Annotated in this window: 20 protein-coding genes; 5 read left to right on the top strand and 15 right to left on the bottom strand. The window is 58.8% G+C overall.

The genetic code is table 11. The features are described 5' to 3' along the window. Positions 1 to 27: 27 nt before the first annotated feature. Both GRX64_RS09935 and GRX64_RS09940 read left to right on the top strand, forming a co-directional pair. A complete protein-coding gene (locus tag GRX64_RS09935; protein WP_166266706.1) occupies positions 28 to 834 on the top strand; it encodes a TatD family hydrolase in 807 nt (268 codons plus the stop codon). Positions 835 to 943: 109 nt separating this feature from the next. Further along, on the top strand, positions 944 to 2005 hold the full coding sequence (locus GRX64_RS09940; RefSeq protein ID WP_166266708.1) for a transporter substrate-binding domain-containing protein: 1062 nt from the start codon (positions 944 to 946) through the stop codon (positions 2003 to 2005). 88 nt (positions 2006 to 2093) lie between these two features. Here GRX64_RS09940 and GRX64_RS09945 read toward each other — a convergent pair whose 3' ends face one another. Both GRX64_RS09945 and GRX64_RS09950 read right to left on the bottom strand, forming a co-directional pair. Continuing rightward, positions 2094 to 2660 carry a C40 family peptidase gene (locus GRX64_RS09945; RefSeq protein ID WP_235937612.1) on the bottom strand — a complete coding sequence of 189 codons (567 nt, stop codon included), beginning with the start codon at positions 2658 to 2660 and terminating at the stop codon, positions 2094 to 2096. A gap of 255 nt (positions 2661 to 2915) precedes the next feature. Beyond that, complete coding sequence (locus GRX64_RS09950; RefSeq protein ID WP_166266710.1) at positions 2916 to 3911, bottom strand: NADP-dependent oxidoreductase; 996 nt, start codon at positions 3909 to 3911, stop codon at positions 2916 to 2918. Positions 3912 to 4225: 314 nt separating this feature from the next. Here GRX64_RS09950 and GRX64_RS09955 point away from each other — a divergent pair, with 314 nt between their 5' ends. After that, on the top strand, positions 4226 to 5284 hold the full coding sequence (locus GRX64_RS09955; protein ID WP_166266712.1) for a histone deacetylase family protein: 1059 nt from the start codon (positions 4226 to 4228) through the stop codon (positions 5282 to 5284). Between the two features lie 323 nt (positions 5285 to 5607). Beyond that, a complete protein-coding gene (locus tag GRX64_RS09960) occupies positions 5608 to 5814 on the top strand; it encodes a cold-shock protein (protein WP_166266714.1) in 207 nt (68 codons plus the stop codon). A 556-nt stretch (positions 5815 to 6370) separates the two neighbouring features. On the opposite strand, the gene choV is transcribed toward GRX64_RS09960, so the two are convergent. The 11 genes from choV to GRX64_RS10015 form a co-directional block, all read right to left on the bottom strand. Beyond that, entirely contained in the window at positions 6371 to 7552 is a 1182-nt protein-coding gene (gene choV / locus GRX64_RS09965; protein ID WP_166266716.1) for a choline ABC transporter ATP-binding protein, read from the bottom strand. Next, entirely contained in the window at positions 7549 to 8397 is an 849-nt protein-coding gene (gene choW / locus GRX64_RS09970) for a choline ABC transporter permease subunit (RefSeq protein WP_166266718.1), read from the bottom strand. The genes choV and choW overlap by 4 nt, the downstream gene beginning before the upstream one ends. 111 nt (positions 8398 to 8508) lie before the next feature. After that, positions 8509 to 9438, bottom strand: a complete 930-nt coding sequence (locus tag GRX64_RS09975) for a choline ABC transporter substrate-binding protein (protein ID WP_166266720.1) — start codon at positions 9436 to 9438, stop codon at positions 8509 to 8511. A gap of 35 nt (positions 9439 to 9473) precedes the next feature. Continuing rightward, positions 9474 to 11141: a choline dehydrogenase gene (locus tag GRX64_RS09980; RefSeq protein ID WP_166266722.1), complete on the bottom strand. Its 1668-nt coding sequence runs from the start codon at positions 11139 to 11141 to the stop codon at positions 9474 to 9476. Positions 11142 to 11195: 54 nt separating this feature from the next. Then, the gene (betB, locus tag GRX64_RS09985) at positions 11196 to 12659 is read right to left on the bottom strand and encodes a betaine-aldehyde dehydrogenase (RefSeq protein ID WP_166266724.1); all 1464 of its coding nucleotides are present in this window, start codon (positions 12657 to 12659) and stop codon (positions 11196 to 11198) included. Further along, positions 12659 to 13255, bottom strand: a complete 597-nt coding sequence (gene betI, locus GRX64_RS09990) for a transcriptional regulator BetI (protein ID WP_166266726.1) — start codon at positions 13253 to 13255, stop codon at positions 12659 to 12661. Before betI ends, betB begins: the two co-directional genes overlap by 1 nt. Positions 13256 to 13446: 191 nt before the next feature. Then, a complete protein-coding gene (locus tag GRX64_RS09995) occupies positions 13447 to 14352 on the bottom strand; it encodes a LysO family transporter (protein WP_166266728.1) in 906 nt (301 codons plus the stop codon). Between the two features lie 100 nt (positions 14353 to 14452). Next, on the bottom strand, positions 14453 to 14824 hold the full coding sequence (locus GRX64_RS10000) for a PA4575 family protein (protein ID WP_166266730.1): 372 nt from the start codon (positions 14822 to 14824) through the stop codon (positions 14453 to 14455). A gap of 31 nt (positions 14825 to 14855) precedes the next feature. After that, positions 14856 to 15176 (bottom strand): DUF2288 domain-containing protein, encoded by a 321-nt coding sequence (locus GRX64_RS10005; protein WP_166266732.1) that lies wholly within the window; start codon positions 15174 to 15176, stop codon positions 14856 to 14858. 118 nt (positions 15177 to 15294) lie between these two features. Next, complete coding sequence (locus GRX64_RS10010; RefSeq protein ID WP_166266734.1) at positions 15295 to 15684, bottom strand: response regulator; 390 nt, start codon at positions 15682 to 15684, stop codon at positions 15295 to 15297. 105 nt (positions 15685 to 15789) lie between these two features. Continuing rightward, positions 15790 to 16968 carry an HDOD domain-containing protein gene (locus tag GRX64_RS10015; RefSeq protein WP_166266736.1) on the bottom strand — a complete coding sequence of 393 codons (1179 nt, stop codon included), beginning with the start codon at positions 16966 to 16968 and terminating at the stop codon, positions 15790 to 15792. Positions 16969 to 17356: 388 nt separating this feature from the next. Here GRX64_RS10015 and GRX64_RS10020 point away from each other — a divergent pair, with 388 nt between their 5' ends. Further along, a complete protein-coding gene (locus GRX64_RS10020; protein ID WP_166266738.1) occupies positions 17357 to 19402 on the top strand; it encodes a response regulator in 2046 nt (681 codons plus the stop codon). A gap of 76 nt (positions 19403 to 19478) precedes the next feature. Here the strand turns inward: GRX64_RS10020 and acnA are convergent, their stop codons facing one another. Together acnA and GRX64_RS10030 are read right to left on the bottom strand one after the other, a co-directional pair. Continuing rightward, entirely contained in the window at positions 19479 to 22241 is a 2763-nt protein-coding gene (gene acnA, locus GRX64_RS10025) for an aconitate hydratase AcnA (protein WP_166266740.1), read from the bottom strand. Between the two features lie 237 nt (positions 22242 to 22478). Then, on the bottom strand, positions 22479 to 24302 hold the full coding sequence (locus tag GRX64_RS10030) for an ABC transporter ATP-binding protein (protein WP_166266742.1): 1824 nt from the start codon (positions 24300 to 24302) through the stop codon (positions 22479 to 22481). Between the last annotated feature and the right edge of the window lie 261 nt (positions 24303 to 24563).

Below are 24563 nucleotides of genomic sequence, written 5' to 3' on the forward strand. Positions count from 1 at the left end.
TTTTATTACGGGACCAGACGATCACCCATGAGCAAAAAACGACGCGAAATTCCGGTTTTTGATCACCCCATCATCGAAACCCATTGCCACCTTGACTACCTCAAAGACCGGCCACTGGAAGAGACTCTGGCGGAAGCCCGGCGGGTGAACATCGAACGCATCATTACCATTGCGGTGTCACCGGACAACCTGGGCAAAGTTCGTGAGCTCGCGCAAGCCGCACCCTGGGTATACGGCACCCAGGGCGTGCACCCCCACGACGCCGAGAGTTACACCGACGACGCCGAAGCGGAAATCCGGGCGCACGTGGGCACTGAAAAAATGGTGGCGGTGGGCGAGATCGGACTGGATTATTTCTACGACAAAGCCGACCGGGACATCCAGCGCTCGGTGTTTCGTCGCCAGCTCCAGATCGCGTGTGATACGGACCGACCCGTCGTGATTCACAGTCGCGACGCCGACGACGACACCATTGAAATTCTCACCGAGTTTGAAGACACCCTGACGCGACGGGGCGTCATTCACAGCTTCACCTCAGGGCCGGGGCTTGCCCGCTATGCCATCAGCCAGGGATGGTGCCTGGGGTTTAATGGCATATCGACGTTCAATAAGGCGGAAAACGTCCGCGACATCATCCGCATGACGCCCCTTGAGCAACTGCTGCTGGAAACCGATGCGCCCTTCCTGACGCCGGTGCCCTACCGTGGCAAAGAGAATGCGCCGTTCTACATTCCCTTTGTGGCGGAAAAAATTGCCGAGGTGAAGGCACTGCCTCTGGCGGACGTCCTGACGACCACTTACCAGAATAGCCTGCGGTTATTTTTCCCCGGCTGATGTCCGCATTCCGAATCCAATACCGGGTAGCCGCACGTACAGCTAATGACGTCAGATCACTGCCCGAGCCTCCGAGAGGGGCCTGCCAACCGTCAGGACAACCAATTTTATGGTCAGGTTACAATGCGCTTTATGGCTGATGATGCTCATCTTCAGCACCCAGGCTTTCGCCCAGTCCACGCCGTTACGGGTCGGCATTACCCCGGTACCGCCCTTTGTCATGGCAACGGAGGACGGTGACTGGCAAGGCATCAGCGTTGATCTGTGGCGCAACATAGCCGACGACCTGGGCCTCGAATTCACCCTTGTCCCAGTGCCCTTCAATGACCTGCTGAACGGCGTAAAAGACGGCCAGCTCGATGTTGCCGTCGGCGCCCTGACCATGACGGCCGAACGTGAGGCGCAGTTTGATTTCAGCCACCCGTTTTACCAGACCGGCCTGTCCATCGGTGTGCCACAGGGTCAGGAGCCAAGCCTGCTCAGCAGTCTGCGGGCACTCATAAGCTGGCAGTTTGTCAGTGTTGTGGCTGCTCTGGCCGCGCTGTTGCTGGCTGTGGGGCTGGCGATTTGGGTGGTCGAGCGTAAACGCAATGCCGATCACTTTGGTGGTTCGACGGCCGAGGGCATCGGATCGGGCTTCTGGTGGGCCGCGGTCACCATGACCACGGTCGGCTATGGCGACAAAGCACCGACATCCTTGGCGGGGCGTCTGATCGGTTTGGTCTGGATGTTTGCCGGTTTGATCATGGTGGCCAGCTTCACCGCCGCCATTACCTCATCGCTGACCGTCAGTAATCTGCAAAACCAGATCCAGGGTCCTGATGATTTGCCGGGCGCCAACGTTGCCACCATTGCCAACACCGCCAGCGAGGAATACCTGCTCGAGCAACGCATCGGCCACACGCTTTATTCCGACCTGACCTCAGCTATGACCGCCACGGCCGCCGGCGACACAGACGCCATCGTCTACGACCGCGCCCTGATGCAGTTCCGCAACCAGCAACTGGATAACCGGCTGACGATTTTGTCCGGCACCTTCCAGCAACAGCTCTATGCACTCGCCTTGCCGGAAAACAGCCCGCTCAGGGGGCCGGTGTCGGAGAAAGTGTTGGAAATGACCGAGTCACCAGCCTGGGCCACGCTCATCGATCTATACCTCGGCCCGCGATAAGCGGCAACCGGAACCGCGTTGCGCTGCGTTCCCGAACGTTCCTGCAAGCGCTCTTGGGGGCGAGCTGACGCCGGTTCACGGCCGGGGATCAGCGAAACCGCCGGGCCTGGGTATACCGGTCACGCCAGTAGTAGCCGGTCAGGGACGATGCGGTCACCCCCACGGACGTCGATGAGTGAATGAAACGGTTGTCTCCCATGTAAATGCCGGCGTGCTGTTCCTTGCCCGCAACGCGGAAAAACACCAGATCACCGGGGCTGAGCTGGCCTCGATCAACTGCACGTCCGGCGGCCAACATCTGGGCCGTGGTGCGTGGCAAGGGCTGCCCCAATCCTTCCCGGTAAGCCGTGACGATGAACCCGGAACAATCGAACCCTTCCACCGATGTGCCACCGTATTCATAGGGCACCCCCTGGTAGCGCTCAAATACTTGCCATAACCGGGACGCCGTAGCCGAAGGGGCGGTTCCCGACTCGCTCCCGGGACTGACCGCCACTGCTCCCTGGTCAACGTCCCGCGGCAGCGTCTGGCTGGCACACCCGCCCAGCAGAAGCATGGCCGCCATGGCAACGCTGGCCAATCCGCCAAGACGAATCCGGCCTGGGAGACAGCCGGGCAAAAGGCGAGGCAGAGCCCGCCATGAATCACTGCGCATAAACGTCATGTCTGTCAGCCGTGGAAGTGAAACCCCACTCTATAAGTCAATTCCGGCTATGTCAGGTTAAAGATTGTCAGCATTGGCAATGCCCGATCTTTGCCCGCGCGTCGACCTGGAGCACGTTGAAAACGTCTCAATAAGCCATTTGACGATTCTGCAGGCCTTGAAGGCCTTACTGCGAGGCTTCGCCTTGGTTCCGGCGGCCTGGGACAGCCGGAATCGCCAACAAACGTATTCAGAGGTTCCCCGGGGTCACAATTTTACGATCAGCTTGCCCTTGTTCTCACCACTGAAGAACAGATTCAAACCGGTCATCGCCGATTCCAGTCCTTCCAGCACATGGGCGCGATATTTAATCTGGCCTCTTTGCACGTAGGGCGTCAGTTTTGCCAGCAATTCCGGCACTTGGTGCAGGTGATCCGGCATGGTGTAGCCCTGAATGGTCAGGCGCTTCCTGATGATATTGAGCCAGCTTGGCCCTGGCTGCGGTTCACGCGCGGTATAGTCGGCAATCATGCCGCACACCATGATGCGACCGTGGGCATTCATGCGCTCAAACACCCGGTGCTGGATCGGACCCCCGGTATTCTCAAAATACAAATCGATACCATCGGGCACCAGGGCGTCGAGCTGAGCGCCTAAATCGTCCGTTTTGTAATTCACGGCGCCATCAAAACCCAGCTCCCTGACGATCCAGTCAGCCTTCTCGTCGCTGCCCACCACGCCGACCACTGTCAGACCGTCAGCTTTCGCCAACTGGCCTACAATGGAACCAACCGAGCCGGCTGCGCCCGACACCACCAGCGTCTCTCCGGCCTGAGGTTTGCCAATATCGTACAAACCCTTCGTGGCCGTCAGTCCTGGCAACGCGAACACCGACAACACCATCTCGGCCGGCAGCGTGGGATCCAGCTTATTGACACCGGCACCGTCGCTGAGCGCCATCTGTTGCCAGCCAAAACGACCCATGACATGGTCACCCTCGCTAAACCCGGAATGGCGAGAGGCCACGACCTCGCCGAAGCCGGAGGAGCGCATGACCGTGCCCAACTCGACCGGTGGAATGTAGCTGTCGGTGCTCGGCGACATCCAGCCCAGCATGGCCGGGTCTAACGACATGTGCGTTTGCTTGACCAGAAACTGCCCCTCCGCCAGCTCTGGTACCGTTTTCTCAACCACTTCGAATAAATCCGGCCCAATAGGACCACTGGGGCGTTTCACCAGATTGATTGCGGTATAGGTGCTCATGCCAATTCCTCGTCTTTGGGTAACGTGCCCACCCTGGCGTTTGGTAACAAACGCCAGGGTGGGCGGTGGATTGTCTTCTTACCACCATGGCTGGATCGGACGCTGGCAACAACCTTTGTCGCGCTTTTACCGGAGCCCACACCGCCCGTTCGGCTGCGCGGGTAAAATGATTCGGCAGGTTGCAGATGGAATGTGACACGTCGGTGGTGGCAAAACGGCCGGCGGCACCCGACCTGATTACCCGTTGTAACCCGTTGAGCCGACACCCATGCTGTGCCAGAGTGCCCGCTGATCCATCGCGGGAGCGCCCCATCGTGAAAACTGTCTTTTCGCCACTGCACAACCGCCGCTCGGCCAAAACGGAGCTCGATGGCGGCGTGCTCATCGAGCCCCATGAAAAGCCCTCACGGGCCGACACGATTCTGGCCCGGGTAACGCACCAGCAACTGGGCGAGGTCATCGCACCAACAGACTTCGGCCTGGCTCCCATTCTTCGCGTCCATACCGCCGAGTACGTCGATTTTCTCAAGCGCTGTTGGGACGACTGGGTAGCCGCTGCCAAACCTGGGGAAGCCATCCCCGCGGTGTGGCCCGGGCGTGGCATGCGAAACCGGCTACCCAAAGATATCGATGGCCGCCTGGGCTACTTCAGTTTTGCCGCGGAAACGTCCATCACCGAGGGCACCTGGGATGCGGCCTGTGCCTCGGCCAATGTTGCGCTGACCGCCCAGCAGTTGATTGCCAGCGGGCAGCGGGCAGCCTTCGCACTCTGCCGCCCACCCGGTCACCACGCCGCCGCTGACGTGTTCGGAGGCTACTGCTTCTTCAATAACGCTGCGATGGCCGCGCAAGCCTTTCTCGACCAGGGCGCCAAACGCGTGGCCATACTGGATGTGGATTTTCACCACGGCAATGGCACCCAGAGCATTTTTTACAACCGGGACGATGTGCTAACCATCAGCCTTCATGGCGACCCCGACCTGGTGTTCCCGCATTTTCTGGGCTTTGCCGATGAAACCGGCCATGACGCGGGCGAAGGCCACAACCTGAACATTCTCTACCCACCCGACACCCCCTTCAGCACTTGGCGCAAAGGTTTGGAAACCGCGTGCGACAGAGTGGAACGCTATGCGCCGGATGCCCTGATCGTTGCGTTGGGCGTCGATACCTTCGAGCACGACCCCATCTCATTCTTCAAGCTCACCTCTTCGGACTACCTCACGCTGGGTGAGCGGCTCGCCGACCTGGGAAAACCCACGCTGTTTACCATGGAGGGCGGCTATGACGTAGCAGCCATCGGAGTGAACGCGGTCAACGTGCTGGAGGGCTTTGAGCGTCGCCAGAACGCGACGCGACGCCTCTCTCCCAGCTAGCTTCCCGGCTCCGCACCGTGGTGGTCAGCGACACCGGGCGGCTGCCACCTATCCCGGGTGTTGGCGTCCCCGGGTGTGATTCTGCAGATTATTATGACTTTAGATAAAGATAAGCTTGGCATTGGCCGGCACATCGTAGTACAGTGGCGTTCGTTGGAAAGATTTAGCAAAGCATTTCACGAATAAGACGCAGCACTGTCGTAGATAGTAGTACACCGTCCTGTTTTTGATTACGCACGTTTTTTGTTTCCGCACACCGCTGATCAGGCATCATTTGGATGACCCGACGGCACATTAAATAATTGATTTCAGGAAGTTTTTATATGTCTACAACTACCGGTACTGTTAAGTTTTTCAACGAAGCAAAAGGCTTTGGCTTTATTACTCGTGAAAGCGGCCCAGACGTTTTTGTTCACTTCAGCGCCATTCAAGGCGGTGGTTTCAAGACTCTGGCTGAAGGCCAGCAGGTTGAGTTCACCGTAACCGACGGCCAGAAAGGCCCTCAGGCGGAAAACGTTGTTGCTCTGTAAATAACAGACAGCACGTAAAAAGGCAGCCTCGGCTGCCTTTTTTATTGCCTGCTCGAAAGTGCTTGTCGCACCACACAGGCCCTTACTCCCCCGCACAAACCGCTCTCCACACGACCGTGCTGGCCGCCCAGCCTTCCCACCGACCAAAAAAACCACAACCTGACTCATACACTGCCGAAGCCGGTCTTTTAATTCGGTTGGGGATGAACGTATCGTCTCCAGTTAACCTCTTTGCTGACCGAGTATCGGAGCATTGCCAATACCGGCGGCGCCAGCGGCCCCTGGCCCTCACCGACCACCCGAGCAACAAAGCTCATCGCGGATTGGCGTGAAAGCCAACGATCACCAAAGACTCGGCTGCCGACACCGTTCGCCGGTGCCACTGCATCACCTCAGACCACGGCAAGGCCCGATCGAGGCTCAGGGGCCTGCCGGCCGTCCCCAAGCGGATGCGTCGGCGCCGAAGAGCCTTCCGGCCGCATAGGTGGGCGCTCCCGTTCCACATAACCGAGCGCCACTGGAAACGCCACCTACCAGTGCCTGGACATACTGATCGTTAGCTGTCGTCCAGATGCTTGCCCAACATGGCGTGGTACAGCTCCCGATCACCAATGGCGCCCGTGATCTGGCCGTCTACTTCCACCAACAGGCTGTGACCGGTGAAATAACGGATTTCGACCGCGTCCCGCAACGGGGTGTCCGGCGCAATGCGGGTAGGCTGCTTGGCAAGACTGTCGATCGGCTGGCCCTCTTCCCACGGCTGAGTCTGAAACGTCTGACCAGCGCTGGTCACAATGGCTTTTTCAGCCACATCCGGGGTGTGCAACCAGGTGTCGTAACGCTTGTTGAGGCAGCGATTGCCGTCGGCGTCTTCCTGCACCTGCTCGATTGGCAGCGCCAGCGACCGGGCGGCCAATACATTGAGCGGATTGGTGCTGGCAACAAAACTTTTAACGTAATCATTCTCTGGCTGCAGCACGATCGACTCCGGCTTACCATGCTGGACGATCTGGCCGTCCTTCATGATGGCAATGTGCGAGCCCAGCTTCAGGGCCTCGTCCAGATCATGACTGACAAACACAATGGTCTTCTGCAACTCGTCCTGCAGGGTCAGCAGTTCGTCCTGGAGCTGGTTCCGGATCAGCGGGTCCAACGCTGAAAACGGCTCGTCCATCAACAGAATTTCCGACTCCGTTGCCAGTGCCCGCGCCAGACCCACGCGCTGACGCATACCGCCTGACAGCTCATCCGGCCGGCATTTAGCCCAGCCCTCAAGACCCACCAGTTCCAGCTGCCGTGCGACCTTCTTGCGGCGCTCGGCTTTGCCGAGGCCTTGCAGCTCAAGACCAAAGCCGACATTGTCTTCCACCGTCAGCCAGGGCATCAGGGCGAAATTCTGGAAGACCATGGAGATGCACCGGGTACGAATATCTCGTTGCACCGTTTCGCTGGCCTGGGTGAAGTCCACCATGTCGCCATCGTGCTGAACGCGGATGGCCCCGCTGGTAACATCATTCAAGCCATTCACGCAGCGCAGCAGGCTCGATTTACCGGAGCCGGACAGCCCCATTAATACGCAAATCTCACCTTTTTTTATGCTCAGATTAGCGCCCTGAACACCCACCACCAGGCCGGTCTGCTCACGGATCGCAGATCGCTCCAGGCCCTGTTCAATCAGAGGGAGCGCACGCTGGGGCTGCTTGCCAAAAACGACGTTAACATTCTCGATCTCAATCATGATGACGCCTCCTGAGCACCCTTCTGACGGAAAAACCGGTCCATCCAGATGGCCAGCAATACAATGGCCAAACCAGCCTCAAAACCTTTGCCAATGTCGACCGTGTTCAATGCCCGAACCACCGGCACGCCCAAACCGTCGGCGCCCACCAGGGCGGCAATCACCACCATCGAGAGCGACAGCATGATGCACTGGGTAATCCCGGCACCAATGGAGCTCATGGCCGCGGGCAGCTCAACCTTGACCAGCAGCTGGCGATTGGTGCAGCCAAACGCCTTACCGGCTTCCACCAGCTCTTTGGGCACCTGGGAGATACCCAGATACGTCAGCCGTACCGGGGCGGCTATGGCGAAAATCACCGTCGAAATCACCCCCGGCACCACCCCGAGACCGAACAGGGTCAACGTGGGAATCAGGTACACAAACGGCGGAATGGTCTGCATCAAATCCAGCACCGGCTGCAAAAACTTGTACAACCATCGGCTGTGGGCCGCATAGATGCCCAGCGGGACACCGATCACCACGCACAGCAGGGTGGCGTAGAGCACCAGCGACAGGGTCGCCATGGTGTCTTCCCAGTACCCGATGTTCCAGATCAGCAGAAAACTTGCGGCCGTAAATCCGGTCAGCCCCCACTGGCGGTGACGGAGATGCGCCGCCACGGTGAACAGCACCACCATCGCACTGGGTGGTACCCACAACAGGGCGCCGGTCAGGCCGTGGATCATGCTGCTCAGGGTTTCGGAAACCGCGTCGAAAAAGCCGCTAAAGTTGACGACCAGAAAATCAACAACGCTTTCCATGAAGTCGCCGAAAGGCAATTGATGCTCGGTTATCCAGCTCATGGCATTCATTCTTGTTGGGCGCGGGCCGAAACCGGCACCGAAAATGGAAGGTATTTGTTTCCGCTAACATCGGGTGCGCTGGGCCCTATTGGCCAGAGCACCCGCCCGTCATTACTTCAGGGAAGCCTTGACTGCCGCCAGCGCAGCGTCACCGTTCAGCGTGCTGACACCCTTCAGCCAGTCTTCCAATACCGCAGGGTTATTGGCCAGCCAGGCATGAGCGGCGTCCCGAGGCTCTTCGCCGTCGTTCAGGATGGCGCCCATTACTTCATTTTCCATGGCCAGTGAGAACGTCATGTTGCTCAACAGCTTACCCACGTTCGGGCATTCACTCAGATAGCCTTTGCGAACGTTGGTATGAACCGTGGCGCCGCCATAGTTGGGGCCGAAAAAATCATCACCGCCATCCAGGTACGCCAGTTCATGATTGGCGTTCATCGGGTGCGGTTCCCACGCCAGAAATACCACCCACTCATCACGACGGACAGCACGACCGACCTGGGACAACATGCCGGCTTCACTGGACTCGACCACCCGGAACTCACCCAGACCAAAGGCGTCTTTCTCAATCATGTCCTGGATCAGGCGGTTGCCGTCATTGCCAGGCTCGATGCCGTAGATGCGACCATCAAACTGGTCGGTGTTTTTGGCGATGTCAGCAAAGCTGGTGACACCGGCATCGTAAACATACTGCGGTACCGCCAGGGTGTATTTGGCGCCCTCCAGGTTGGTCACTACCGTCTCAACGTCGCCGCTGTCGAGATAAGGCCGCACGTCCGCTTCCATGGTCGGCATCCAATTGCCCAGGAACACGTCAATGTCTTCGTTCTTCATTGAGCGGTAGGTGACGGGAACCGACAGCACTTTCGCGTCCGGCTCATAGCCCATGCCCGCCAGAACTTCTGAGGCCAGCGCCGTGGTGGCGGTGATATCGGTCCAGCCGACGTCAGCAAATTGTACCGATTTGCACTCGGCGTTCGGCGCAGCCAGGGCGGCACCACTGATAGCAAGGCCAGCACAGGCCAGGATGATTTTTTTCACTTGTCGTTCTCCTTTCTCGGTTATCGTTCACAGCATTAGCGCTGTGCATTCTTCCAATCAGGGTGTTCCCAGATGGGCGCCTTGGACGGCGGTAGCGGCTCGAGGCCTAGGATGTGATCCGCGCATTTCTCGGCCAGCATGATGGTGGGCCCGTTCAGGTTGCCACTCACCAAGCTCGGCATAATGGAAGCGTCCACCACCCTTAAATTCTGGATGCCGTAGACCCGCGCCTGTTCGTCCACCACCGCCATCGGGTCGTCCGCGGCACCCATCTTGCAGGTGCATGAGGGGTGATACGCGCTGTCGGCGTACTCCCTGACAAACGCATCAATGCCTTCCTCCGACGTCACTTTGGCGCCGGGCCGTAATTCTTCGCCCCGGAACGGATCAAATGCTGACTGGGCGAATATCTCCCGGGTCAGCTTGACGCTTTCACGCATCTCCCAGCGATCACGCTCGGTGCTGAGCAGGTTCGGCTCAATGATCGGGTGATCGCCGGGCTTGGCGGTTTTCAGTTTCAGATAGCCGCGACTGGTGGGCCGCATGGGGCCGACATGAACCTGAAAACCGTGGCATTCGGCATCTTTTCGGCCGTGGTCCAGGACCTGTGACGGTAAGAAGTGGAACTGGATATCGGGGTGCTGCACGCCTGCTTCGGAGCGGATGAATCCTCCAGCTTCCAGGTGCGCAGTTCGGCAGGCCCCCCAATCATGGCTCAGGAACCATTTCGCGCCGGCAATCGTCTTGCCCGGCTGGGTGGTGTACTTATAGAGCGTAACCGGCTGAGTTGCCTTGTGCTGAACATACAGCTCCAGATGGTCCTGCAGATTCTTGCCCACGCCGGGCAAATCCGCCACCACCGGAATGTTGTGCTCTTCCAGTTCGGCGGCCGCGCCAATACCCGACAGCATCAGCAATTGCGGGGAATTGATCGCACCACCGCTGACAACCACTTCCTTACGCGCCGCAACCCGAACGGTACGACCGTCCTGAATGTACTCGACCCCCACAGCAGTGGCGCCGTCAAACAGAATGCGGGTCGTCATGGCGCCGGTTTCAGTGGTCAGGTTCGGACGCGCCAGCACCGGCCTCAAATAGGCCTGGGCTGCACTCCAGCGCTTGCCATTGCGGATGGTCATGTCCATCTCGCCGACGCCTTCCTGCTGGTAGCCGTTCATGTCTTCGGTGTAGGGGTACCCGGCCTGCTGGCCCGCCTTGATGAACGCGCCGAATAACGGGTTGGGCTCGTCACCGGTATGCACATTCAGGGGGCCGTCGCCGCCCCGGTAGTCGTCCGCACCTTTCTCCCGGCTTTCCGCTCGTTGGAAATAGGGCAGGACATCCTGGTAGCGCCAGCCTGTGGCACCTTCGTCGTGCCAACGGTCGTAATCGTAGGCGTGGCCGCGCACATACACCATGGCGTTCAGGGTCGAGCCACCGCCCCAGACTTTGCCGCGGGGCCAGTACAGCCGCCGACTGTTCAGGAATTTCTGCGGTTCGGTGTGGTAGTACCAGTTGTATTTGGCATCCATCAGGTTGTACATCAGCGCCGCGGGCATATGGATTTTCCAGGTGTCATCCCGCCGTCCCGCTTCAAGCACCAGCACTGTCTCTCCGGCGTTCTCGCTCAATCGATTGGCCAGAACACACCCAGCCGAACCGGTCCCGACAATGACATAGTCGAATTCATGATCAAATTGCAAAGCTGTCTCCTTCACGCGAACCTTGGCATTCAATACCTGTCACGGGGCAGGCCATCAAAAGGGCGCCTCCAGGGGGGCCATGCCGACATAAACCGATTTGATCTGGGTATAGTGGTCAAGGGCCGCACGGCCATTCTCTCGCCCCAGACCCGACAGCTTGTAACCGCCCACCGGCATTTCCGCCGGTGAGGCACCAAAACTGTTGATCCAGCAGATACCTGCCATCAATTGGTGAATGACCCGATGGGCCCGCACCCCATCACGGCTGAACACGCCAGCGGCGAGACCGTAATCGGAGTCGTTGGCGCGGCCAATGACCTCATCCTCGGTATCAAATGGCAGCACCGACATCACCGGGCCAAAAATTTCTTCACGGACAATGGTCATTGAGTCCGTGCAGTCGGCAAACACCGTGGGCGCGACGAAATACCCCTGTTCACACCCGGCCGGTTGTAAGGCGGTACCACCGGTCAGCAGGCGTGCACCCTCGGCCTTGCCGCTGGCAATGTAGCCGAGCACCAGATCTCGGTGGCCAGCACTGATCAGCGCCCCGAAATTGGTCTCCGGATTTTCCGGATCACCGGCCACAATGTTGTTCTCGGTGCGCTCGACCAGTGCCTTCAGGAAAGCGTCGTAGACTTTCCGCTGCACAAACACCCGGGTGCCGTTGGTGCAGATTTCCCCCTGGGTGTAAAAGTTGCCCAGCATGGCGGCGGATACCGCCTGCTCCAGATCGGCATCATCAAAGATGATCAGCGGCGACTTGCCACCGAGTTCCATGGTGACGGACTTCAGGGTCCGGGCCGAGTCGGCCATCACCGTGCGGCCGGTTTTGGCTTCACCGGTAAACGACACTTTGGCGATCGCCGGGTCTGCGGTCAGCATCTGCCCGACCCGATAGTCACCCTGCACGACATTGAAAACGCCGGCCGGCACGCCCGCCGCAATGTAGATTTCAGCCAGTTTAATGGCACCCAGCGGCGTTTCTTCCGACGGCTTGAAGATCATGCTGTTGCCACAGGCCAGCGCTGGCGCTGACTTCCAGCAGGCAATCTGCAGCGGGTAGTTCCAGGCGCCGATACCGGCGCACACCCCCAGTGGCTCACGCCGGGTGTAGAAAAAGTCCGGCCCCACCTGCTGGCTTTCACCCACAATGCTTGAGGCCTGGCCGCCAAAGTACTCCACCGCATCGGCGCCGGTCACCACATCCACCACGCTGGCCTCCTGCCACGGTTTGCCGGTATCACGAACTTCCACTCCGGCCAAACGGTCGTTTTGCTCGCGCAGCATCGCGGCCGCCCGGTTCAGAATGCGCCCACGCTCCAGACCGGACAGCGCCGACCAGGTCTCGAAACCTTTTTGGGCACTGGCAACAGCGGCCTGCATGACGGAATCGTCGGCCTGTTCAACCTGGTAAATTACCTGGCCAGTGGCAGGGTTCACCACGTCAAAACGCGCGCCGCTCTGATTGGCCAGCGGCTGGCCGTCAACAAATGATTGATATAGAGGCAGTGACATCAGTGGACTCCGTTGTTCGCATAAATGGCTTGATCGATGTAGGTCTTACACAAGGCGACCGCTTCGTTTGGCTCAATGCGACCCTCGCTCATGGCTGCGCGCAGCCAGAAGCCGTCAATTAAAGCGGCAATCGTTTGTGCCGTTGTGAGGGCCCGCTCCGGAGGCATTAACTGATGCAGGTAGAACACGAGATTGGACAGCAGGCGCCGCTCATTAACACGCTGTAGACGCATCAGTTCGGGGCTGTGCATGGCTTGAGTCCAGAACGCGAGCCAGGTTTTGGCAGACTGGGCATTGGTTTGAACACCCGAGAAATTGGCATCAACAATGGCCATCAGACGCTCACGGGGCTCATTGGGCCGCGCGGCCATCAGCGCTTGCACATCGTGCCGCAGGGAGGACAGCAGATACCGCATGGTGGCTTCCAGCAGCCCCTGCTTGCTCCCGAAATAGTGGCTCACAATGCCGACCGACAGTTCCGAGGCCCCGGCAATCTTGCCAATCGTGGCGCCCTGAAAACCATGCTGCTCAATCACTTTCAATGTCGCTTCGATCAACTGCTGCCGTCGAATGGTCTCCACACCCGGTCTTGCCATGCCACCCTCATCACTCTGTTTGAACGAATATTCAATTTATTGAACGAGTATTCAACATTGACAGGTTAATGGTTTGAAGACTAAAGATCAAACCCACACAAAAAGCCCGAAAATGGGCTTTTGCAGGAACAAACGGTCAAATTACCGGCAATATTGCGGGGGAAAGTGCATCTACCACGAAATAAAATGGATTACAGGGCGAGGAAAAGTCCCATGAGAACGGGCGAGATAAACGACAAAATGAACCCGGAGGCGATGGCCACCGGCACACAATCAAGGCCACCGCTGCTGCGAATGATGGGTAGGGTAAAATCCATCGCCGTCGCACCGCCATAACCTATCGCCATCGCCGGCCGCTGGTTGATGACCATGGGAATCAGCGCCAGCGCTATGATCTCCCTCAGCACATCGTTGAGGAAGGCCACACCACCCCAGGCTGGCCCCAAGGCATCCCCCACGACAATGCCAGACAATGAATACCAGCCAAACCCGGACGCCAACGCCAGAGTGTCATGCCAGGGCAACGCCAGCAGCGGGACCAACATCAGTCCGGCCAGCATTGAACTCAACGCCAGGCTGACGGCTATGCCCAGCCCCTGACGGTTAACCAGTAGCCGGCGCAACGACAACCCGACATTGCGAAGCTGAAGACCGATTAGCAGCAGCAACACCATCAGCGCCCAGGTTGCCACAGCCTCCACTTGCGGTAACGGCGGCAGGACAAAATAGCCCGCCAACAACCCCGCTACCACCGCCGAGAGTGGTTTTACAGCCGACAAGAACAAGCGCTGATACCGCAACGGTCCCGACGCGACGCTGGGCGCCAACGTCATTGGTTGCCACCGATGCCACAACCAGAGCCCCAGCATGTTGAACACAAACAGGGCAACCACCAGCATGGCCACTTGCGAGGCCATGGCGCCCAGTTGCCCCCAGAGCCCTTCCATCTGACCCAGACCGATTCCCAACAACGCCAGAATAAAGTAGACCAGGCCCTCCACACTGTGATGCATCGCCGTCATCAGGGCCCGATGGTGCAATGGAATGGCAAAACCGAGAAACAGGGGCACAAGAATCAGCAAGGCACCGGTAAGCATGAAAACCTCAATTGGGGACGGGGCTGGCGTTCAGTCCCGGCGGGTAGCTCTAAAGGGAAGCGCTAATGGATAGCTCTACTGAAAAGCACTAGCGGGATGTTTAACCGATAGGTTCGTGTTGATCGGGATCGAATCGGTAGTCGCCTGCGTTGGCGTCCCGGTCCCGACGGATGCTGCGGGCCAGGCGCTGAGCCGTGACCGACCAGACCACATGATGCTCCGGCCGGGCCTCGTAACTTTCACCCAGCAAGGCACCGGCAACCCCTCGCAGGGCGGCCTCGGCCTGGGCCGCAGTGTGATACGGGCCCTGGCATCGATGGCGCTCTGGCTGGTGTTCATCCGGTCCACTCATGGCGACCAGGGCCCAGATGTCATCGCCGACGTTTTTGATGTGCAGCTCTACCCGCCGCTCCCGGCGGGTCATCACCAATACACGCAGCGGACTGCGCCCATGAAAGTAATGCAGTTTCATCAGGCCTTCTTACAAAGTCGATTAGCGTCGATTAGTGCAAACCACCACTGTGCCTGTCTTGAACCAGCACCCAGGGCGCAATCACCACGGCCCAGAGCTCGGCGTTACGGTCATACCAGGCCTGAGCCAGTGCCGGTGGCACATCACCGACCTGATCGGCACGCATCCATTGCTCAAACCGGGCCTTGTTATCGGCCGTCAGTTCCGCTGCCACGTCCAGCAGATCCAACTCAGGCGAAACCCTGACAACATGGCCGCGGGCATAATAGGTTTGCAGGTCTCGCCAACCTATTTGCGAGGTTTCAAGATTTAGCCTGGATTTCAGCTCATCCGTGGCATTTGTGGATGTCATAGGTGTCCTCGCGTTCACAGTCTGTCAATGGATGACGCCATTACCCGCCTCGCTCTCAAGCGTTTGCCATCCATTGATTTAGCGTCCCACGAAACCGGCACTATGACAACCACTGGTCTCAGCCTGCGCCACTTTCAGTCCAGATTTTGCGCACAGTATCCGCCAGCGTCATGGGGTCGAAGGGTTTCGCAATGACGTCTGACGCCCCGAGCGCCTTGTAACCCTCGATCTCACTGGGCTGGACTTTGGCGGTCATGAAGGCCACCGGAATAACCGCCAGTTCGGGCACCGACCGCAATGATTTGAGTGTTTCCGGGCCGTCCATGCCGGGCATCATGACGTCCAGCAAGATGAAGTCTGGCCGGAAATCCAGCGCAGCCCCGATCGCTTCTGTACCGGATTCACACAGCCGGACCTCAAAACCACCGACGGCCGATAGTGCCAGCTCGGCCACGGCCCGAATATCAGGTTCGTCTTCGACGTACAGAATTCGCCGTAAATCTGCCACTATCTTACACTCCGCGTAGTGTGAAAACTGACTGAACCGGGCCGTGGTTTCGAAGCGCCATGGCGACTCGGCCGCCGTGCCCGAAATCCGGCATACCATAAGAACTCACGCATTGGGCGCCGCATCCGGAGCGGCTGTTGTATCGTCATTCGGTGCATATAATGCCGGATCCAGCCCGATCCGACGCAGCAATTTCTGGCATTCGGCTGACGGAGACGAGTCAGTCGCCAGCAACGCCGCGGCTCTCATCATGACAAAGGCTTGCTTTACGCTGCCCGCCGGCAAGGCGTGCACCGCCCCGGTTAAGCTACGCAACTCCAGCGGCAGCTTCCACTGCACCTTAAGCGTGTTGCCCAAAGGCGCAGCCCATGCATTGAGCGCCTGCTGAATGTCCTCCTCCGACAACTCACCTCCCGCCGAGACAAACTGCTGAAGCACATGCAAGGTTGCCAGCTCGCCCGCCCTGCTGAGCAGACCCGCGGTAAAGCATAGGCGGCCGTCCAGATGAAGTTTGGTGGCCAGCAACCGGGCTTGCTGCGCGGTTTTCTCCGCCAGGGTGCTGTAGGTCGATTCACGGTCCCGGAGCCGCTGATCCTGCAACGCGCCACCCAGTTGGAGCGAGAGCCCCAGCGCCTGATCGAGGCAGGTGCGTATTCCCAACACCTGAATGGCATCCCGCAGTGTTCTGACCGGCTCTCCCGATCGCCGGAACGAACTGCTGTTAGCAACGTCCAGCATCTTCGTCACCAGCCCGGTTTCATTGCACCAGCGCTCGGCAAGCTGGGCCGCCGACAATTCCGTATCCCGAGCCTGCAGCGCAAGCACCTCTGCGGTACTGACACTGGTGGGCAGTTGGATACCATGCTCACTGGCCGTTCTCAAAAACGCGTCCAGTACCGGTTCACTGTCCAGATCCAACGGCGTTGCCGGCAACACCTGGGCCAGTTTTTGATGGACCATTTCCACACTGAACGGTTTGGAAATAAACCCACTGACACGATAATGGGCAGCGGCCAGCACCGATTGCCGGTCGGTTCGCCCCGTCACCATCACAATTGGCAGGGCTTGGTCCTGGGCCCGGACGTGCTTGATAAAATCGAGGCCGGAACCGTCCGGTAAATTCCAGTCACAAATTAACAGGTCAAAGTGGTTTACCCGCCAGACCGCCATGGCGTCTCCAACCCCCGCCACTGAGCTGATCCGGTGCCGCGGATAGAGTCCGGACACAATGGTTTCCAGTAACTGGCCAACCAACAGATCGTCTTCAAGAATCAAGATTCGCATGGTGATACTTGCCCTTCAAAACAGCCGGTGCCGCCGGGACTGACGGTTTTCGGAATCAAACCCTCGGACGTTACGACCTTAGCCCAAATAGTCAAACCCGGCCAAGCAATTGCTGGATTTCCTAAGGCGAATGATGCTCAAGCCCACCGTTGCGAATTGATGGCTCTGTGTAAATTTTTGTCAGCCGCCCGGTTTGCCATTCATCATTTACCCTACACTGGTTGTAAGTGAGCCAGTTGCCTGACAAGCGATGCCGGCCCAATAGTTCATCGCCCTGCCTCACTCATTCCCATCCCGTAGCGCTGGCTATGATCGCGAAATCCCTTCGTGACGTATGTCTACGGTTAGCGCAGATTAGCTTTTTCTCAAGGACTCGGGAGCAAGATTCATGGATCGGACGTTTGTGACAAACAAACAGGGCCCGAACTCACTGTTCGAGGCATGGAGTTTGGCAGGGTTACTGGCCACGATCATGGCTGTGGCGGTCTATTTGCTGTTTAACGGGCTCACCGCGGCGTGCGCCATGCTGCTAGCGACCAGTTTATTGGCCAGCCGCCAGGCACAGAGGCTGCTTCGCCACCAGCGCCAACTTCAACACATTGCAGCCCATCAGCAGCAATCACACACGGCGCTCTCGGCGAAAATGGCCTCGCTGTTTGATGCCTCGCCAACCCCCACACTGCTGGTCGACTTGGACACTGGACGGCTCCTGGAAGCCAACCCCGCAGCCATCCGGTTACTTGGCACCGACTTTGACCCCGCCCAAGAATCCAGCGTGTCAGACCTGTTCGATCTGTCGGGCCAAACCGGCAATACGATTTGGCCGATCATCAACACCGACGGTCAGTTCGGGCCCAGCCGTTATTCCATCAAGCGCGCCACCGGCGCCAATGTTGACGTCACCATACGCGGGTCGCGGGTCCGGGACCTCAACGGCCGTTCGATGATGTGGTGCTTCATGGCCGATCAAACCGAATTCAGCCGTCTGAAACGGCAAAAAGAAGAATTCCTGGCCACCGCCAGTCATGACCTGCAGACGCCCCTGACCGCCATTTCAGGTGCCCTGGGTTTACTGTCGGGTGGTGCCATGGGTGAGCTGAACGGGCAAAGCCGCGCACTGGTTGATATGGCGTTGAACAACAGCCAGCGCTTAACGGGCCAGATTCAATACATACTCCATGAAGACCGACTGGCCACAGCTCAACCGGCTGCCACCATCGAACCGCTGGTCGCGAGCGCTCTGTTCACCGGCATTATCCAAACACACCAGTGCGAGGCCAATGAACGCCGGGTTGTGCTGGAACAGGGAACCGTTTCCTCCCGAGCCATGCTGGCTGATTTCAGTGGGCTGAAACAGATTCTCTCCGCCCTGATGGCGGACGTCATTCAGCATGCCCAGGCCGATACGGTGGTGCGGCTGACGTCGAGCTGTGACGTCGGCGATTACCTGACGATCCGCCTGGAGTCCCTCGCACGTAGCTGTGCCGACAGTTCTGGCGCTTCGGCCACGCCCGAAACAAGGTCCACGGTGACCACGTTGCCAGCCTGTTTCGAGCAAAGCGTTTCAGCCAGCCAAATATTGGCAGACGCCATGGGGGGCAGTATCAATTATGCAGCCGAACCCGGCCAGGTCGCCTGCTTCCGCATTGCCCTGCCCGTGGTGGAAAGTACCTCGGCGGACAAGGACAACTCGCGAATCCTGATTGTTGAGGACGATCTCGGCGTTGCGCTGGGAATACGCAAAATTCTCACTCAGCACCGATACTGTTCGGATATCGCACTCACGGGGCGCCAGGCCCGTCAGTTGATCAGCAAGAATTTGTACGACCTGATCACTCTGGATATGCGGCTGCCGGATATCGACGGGGCAGACCTGTTTGATGAACTCCGGCGCCACACACCTCTGCAGCATGTTCCGGTGTTGATCATTTCGGCCCACGTTGAGCACGGCCAACTGCAACTGCGAGGAGGCGTCGAAACCCTTGACTGGCTGCCCAAACCCTTCGCACCGGCAACGTTGATGGACCGCTTGCAAGCACTGTTGAAGACGTCAGGCAAGTTGGAGGATGGCCACAATCCGCCTCATTTGCTGCATGTGGAAGACAGTCAGGACATTTGCGAGCTGGTAGCCCTGCAGGTTGGCGACAAAATGCAGTACTCCAAAGCGGGCAATCTTGAGGAGGCTCGCACCAAACTGCAAGCAACAGACTACGATGCGGTCCTGCTGGACATCGGCTTGCCCGATGGTGACGGCTGGGAGTTGCTGGACGACGCCAAACTGGCGACCGGTCAAATCCCGGTTATCGTGTTCTCGGCGAGCCAGATGGCCCCGGAAAACCGAGAGAGGGTGGCGGCCAGCTTCAGCAAAACAGGGATTACCGAAGCTCAGCTGGTGGACAGCATTCGCACCCTGACTGCACGCGGCCATTCCTGATTGACACCAGTATCAGCCGGGTGCCCCTATCCATGAACGCCACCTGCCGGCTCAAAGCCGGCAGGTGGCCAACGTGTTAAGCCGCCTTGATCATTTCCCGCAGGACATAGTGCAAGATACCGCCATGCGTGAAGTAGGTGGCTTCGTTCGCCGTATCAATCCGCGACACCAGATCACAGCTTTCGGTGCTGCCGTCAGGATAAGTCACCGTCATTTTCAGCGTTGCCCCGGCTTTCGCCTCGCCCGACAGGCCACTGATGCTGATGGTTTCCTCACCCGTCAGTTTGAGCGATTTGCGGTCCACTCCGTCGGGAAATTGCAGCGGCATTACCCCCATCCCGATCAGGTTGGAACGGTGAATCCGCTCATAGGACTCGGCCACCACGGCCTTAACACCCAGCAGTCGTGTCCCCTTGGCCGCCCAGTCGCGGCTCGATCCGGTGCCGTACTCCTTACCGGCAATCACTACCAGGGGCGTGCCGTCGTCGATGTAGCGCATGGCCGCGTCGTAGATTGACGTTTCTTCCCCACTGGGCACGTGGCGAGTAAATCCGCCCTCAATGCCGTCCAGCATTTCATTTTTAATGCGCACGTTGGCGAAGGTGCCGCGCATCATCACTTCATGATTACCCCGGCGCGACCCGTAGGAGTTGAAGTCTTTCGGCTCCACACCATGCGCCTGCAGGTACTTGCCGGCTGGGCTATCGGCCTTGATGGAGCCGGCCGGCGAGATGTGGTCGGTGGTGACCGAATCGCCGAGCAAGGCCAGGATGCGCGCCTCCCTGATATCGTCCACGGCGTCGGGTTCCGCCGTCATGCCTTCGAAGAAGGGCGGGTGCTGGATGTAAGTTGACTGTTCGGACCAGTCATAGACCTTGCTCTCCGGCACCTGGATGGCCTGCCAGGTTTCGTCACCGTCAAACACGGCCGCGTATTCCGTGCGGAACATGTTGGTTTTGACCTTTTCTACCGCCTCGGCGATTTCCTGCTGCGACGGCCAGATGTCTTTCAAAAACACCGGTTGACCGTCCTTACCCTGGCCCAGCGGCTCTTTATTCAGGTCGAGCCGAACATTACCCGCCAATGCGTAGGCCACCACCAGCGGGGGCGACGCCAGCCAGTTGGTCTTGACCAGGGGATGAACCCGACCTTCAAAGTTACGGTTGCCGGACAGCACCGACGCGACCGCCAGGTCGCCGTCATGGATGGCCTTTTCGATCGGGTCCGCCAGTGGGCCGGAGTTACCGATACAGGTGGTGCAACCGTAACCGACCAGGTTGAAGCCCAACTGATCCAGTTCGCCCTGGAAACCCCCGGCCTTAAGGTACTCGGTCACTACTTTGGAGCCGGGCGCCAGTGAGGTCTTGACCCAGGGTTTGGTGATCAGCCCTTTTTCCAGGGCCTTACGGGCGACCAGGCCGGCTGCCATCATCACACTGGGGTTGGAGGTATTGGTACAGGAGGTGATCGCGGCAATGACGACCGCACCCGGGTCAAGCCGGACGGTTTCGCCGTTGAGATCGAAGGACTGGCTGGTGGCGTGATGGTAACTGTCCGAAACACCAACCGCCGCCTGACCGCCTTCCGCCACCAGGTTGCTCTCTTCCTGCGACGATGGATCCTTGCTGGTCTGATTCATCAGCAATTCAAACGTCGCTTTCATGTCCTTCAGCGCAACTCGATCCTGGGGCCGTTTTGGTCCTGCCAGGCTGGCCTCGACCTCCCCCATATCGAGTGCCAGGGTCGCGGTATAGTGCGGCTCATGACCCGGCTCACGCCACAGGCCCTGGGCTTTGGAATAGGCTTCGACCAGGGCAATGTGCTCGTCCTCTCGCCCGGTCAGTCTCATGTAATTCAGGGTCTGGTCGTCGACCGGAAAAAAGCCACAAGTCGCGCCGTATTCCGGTGCCATGTTGGCGATCGTGGCGCGATCCGCCACTGGCATGTCCTTGAGGCCATCGCCATAAAACTCGACAAATTTGCCGACTACGCCTTTTTTGCGCAGCATCTGGGTCACCGTCAGCACCAGATCCGTTGCGGTAATGCCCTCCTGGAGTTTGCCGCTGATCTTGAAGCCGACCACCTCGGGAATCAGCATCGAGACGGGCTGGCCCAGCATCGCGGCTTCGGCCTCAATGCCGCCAACGCCCCAGCCCAGAATGCCGAGACCGTTAATCATGGTGGTATGGGAATCGGTCCCCACCAGGGTATCGGGATAGGCGAACGTTTTGCCGCCCTGCGCTTTGGTCCAGACGGTTTTGCCAAGGTACTCGAGATTGACCTGGTGGCAGATGCCGGTACCCGGTGGCACCACCCGGAAATTATCAAACGCCTGCTGGCCCCAGCGCAAAAATTCATAGCGCTCCTGGTTGCGCTCCATCTCAATCTGCACGTTGTCTTTGAACGCCGACGCATCACCAAAATGGTCCACCATGACCGAATGGTCAATCACCAGATCTACCGCCGAAAGGGGCTTGATCAGCGCCGGGTCTTTGCCGGCCACTTTCATGGCGTTGCGCATGGCGGCCAGATCCACCACTCCGGGTACACCGGTGAAATCCTGCATCAGGACCCGGGCCGGCCGGTATTGGATCTCCGTGTCGGAATGACGCTTGTCGAGCCAGGACTTCATTGCCTTGAGGTGGGTCTCGTCAACCGTTTTACCGTCTTCATTGCGCAGCAGATTTTCCAGCAGCACTTTCAGGGAAAAGGGCAATTTATCGATGTCCCCGAGCTGCTTTGCAGCGGCGGGCAGACTGTAATAGTGAAATGTCTTGCCGTCGACATCGAGAGTTTTCAGCGTGTTATAGCTGTCTTGACTGATACCTTCATTCGACATGTTCGCCTCCTTGTTTACCGATCAGCAGGAATCTCACGGCATTGCCATATGCCAGTGTGGAGACAGCGGGTTCAGAGATTCCCAAATCAAAGCACTCTACTCACTATCGCAGCTCTTGGCCGGAGTTCAACAGCTGCGCCATGAATGTTCCTTATCATTTATATGAATGTAGGCTTTGGATCGTCGATGAGACAACCTTTTACCCTCCGGGGATGGCAATAACGTGGGGCGCAAGCGTCAGTGTTGCCGATCTCCATACAGCTGAGCGTAGAGGCCCTGGCGGGCAATCAGTTCGTCATGGTGGCCTTCTTCAATGATGCGGCCGTCCTCAAACACTACGGCCCGGTCCGCCTGTTTCACGGCACTGAGCCGGTGGGCGATGATCAGTGTCGTGCGTTGCGCCAGAAAAGCTTCCAGAGCCCGGTGTAACTTGAACTCCGTTTCCGCGTCCAGCGCCGATGTGGCTTCGTCCAGTATGACAATGGAGGGGTCCGACAACACCATCCGGGCAATGGCCAGTCGCTGGCGCTGGCCGCCCGACAATCGCACGCCCTGACGCCCGACCATGGTTTCCAGACCCGCCGGCATTGCCGCGACGGTCGCATCCAACTGGGCGATTTTCAGCGCCTCCCACAACTGGGCTTCGGTGGTTGTGCGCCCCAAGGTCAAATTCTGCCGCAAGGTGTCATTGAACAGGGCAGGATGCTGCAGCACCGTGGCTACATGCTCCCGAAGACGCGGCAGGCCAATGCGCTGCACCGGGACGCCATCGATCAAGACGTCGCCGGAATCGGGCGTATACATGCCCAGCAGCACCTGCACCAGGGTAGACTTGCCGCCGCCACTGGCGCCAACCACGGCCACTTTCTCTCCCGGCTCAACGTGCAGGTTAATGCCGCGCAGGACATTCTCATCCTCGCCGTAACTGAAGTGGATATCCCGGAGCGTCAGGCTCACCGTGTGACGGCCCTCAAACGGGTTCTGCAGGGCTGGATACCGGGGCTCCTGCTTCAACGCCAACAGGCGATTGATCCGCGCCAGCGCGGCATTGGCGGCGTAATAGGCGTACTGCATATTGAGCATTTCCTGCACCGGCGTCAGCATGAACCACAGGTACCCGAAGACCGCGAACATCATGCCGATGCTCAGATCGCTCACCAGTACCGCCACCATGGCGGCGGCACGAAAGACATCCACTCCGAACTGGAACAGCGCGAAGCTGGCCCGGCTGGCCGCATCACTGCGCCACTCAAACTGCACCGCATGGTCCCGCACGGTGCGGGCGTGGCCGATCAAATACCGCAGGTAATGCCCTTCCCGGTTGGCGGCACGGAGCTGGTGAATGGCGTCCAGAGTCTCAGTCAATGCCCCCTGGAACACCTCATAGGCGCTGTTTTCACGACGCTTGAGTTCCTTGACCTGTTTGCCAATCACCGTGGTGACAAAAATCACCAGTGGGTTGAACAGCAGGATCAGCAGCGCGAGCTGCCAGTGCACCCAAAGCAAGACCAGTGCCGTCCCGATTACCGTGAGGCTGGCGACCAGGAAGCGGCTGATGGTGGTGCCCAGAAATTGGTCGATGGTGTCCAGGTCGGTAATGAAATGGCTGCTGACCGCACCCGACCCCAGGGTTTCGTATTCCGACATGGCCACCCGCTGCAACCTTCCGAGCAGTCGGGAGCGCATCCTGAACACCACGTCCTTGGAAATCTTCGAGAACTCCAGCGACTGCATGACATTAAACGCCAGCGCCGCTGATCGCATACAAAAGGCCACCAGCACCATCAGGGCAATGTACACCACCGGCGTGTGAAGCGACGCCGGCAGAATGGCTTGCATTACCGGCAATACCGGGCCGGCCTGGTCCAGCAGGACCTCATCCACCAGGACGGGCAGCAGCAATGGCACCGGCACAATCACGAGGGTCGCCAACAGCGCGAGAATATTGGCCCTGACCAGCTCGGCACGGTGTTTCAACGCCAGTCTGGCGATGGCACGCCAATGGTAACCACGTCGATCCGAGTCGCTGTTCTGGGACGGGATTTGCGCTTCACTGTTCATTTCTATCGGCGACTCCAATACACCTCCTCAATACTGACGCAACATTGCCTCAGCTAAGCGGGCACAGCACACGGGCACCTGTTGCGGTGACCAAACTCAGGTACTCCATACGGGTACTGCACACAGGTACTGCACACAGGTACTGCACACAGGCACTCCACACAGGTACTACGCGCAGATACTACAAGGGTTACGGACCAACGGACCAGACAGCCCACTGCCCATAATAACGCATGGCATCCAGACCACGCACGCCGGCTG

The organism is Marinobacter caseinilyticus (genome assembly GCF_011074955.1).
Classification (GTDB): domain Bacteria; phylum Pseudomonadota; class Gammaproteobacteria; order Pseudomonadales; family Oleiphilaceae; genus Marinobacter; species Marinobacter caseinilyticus.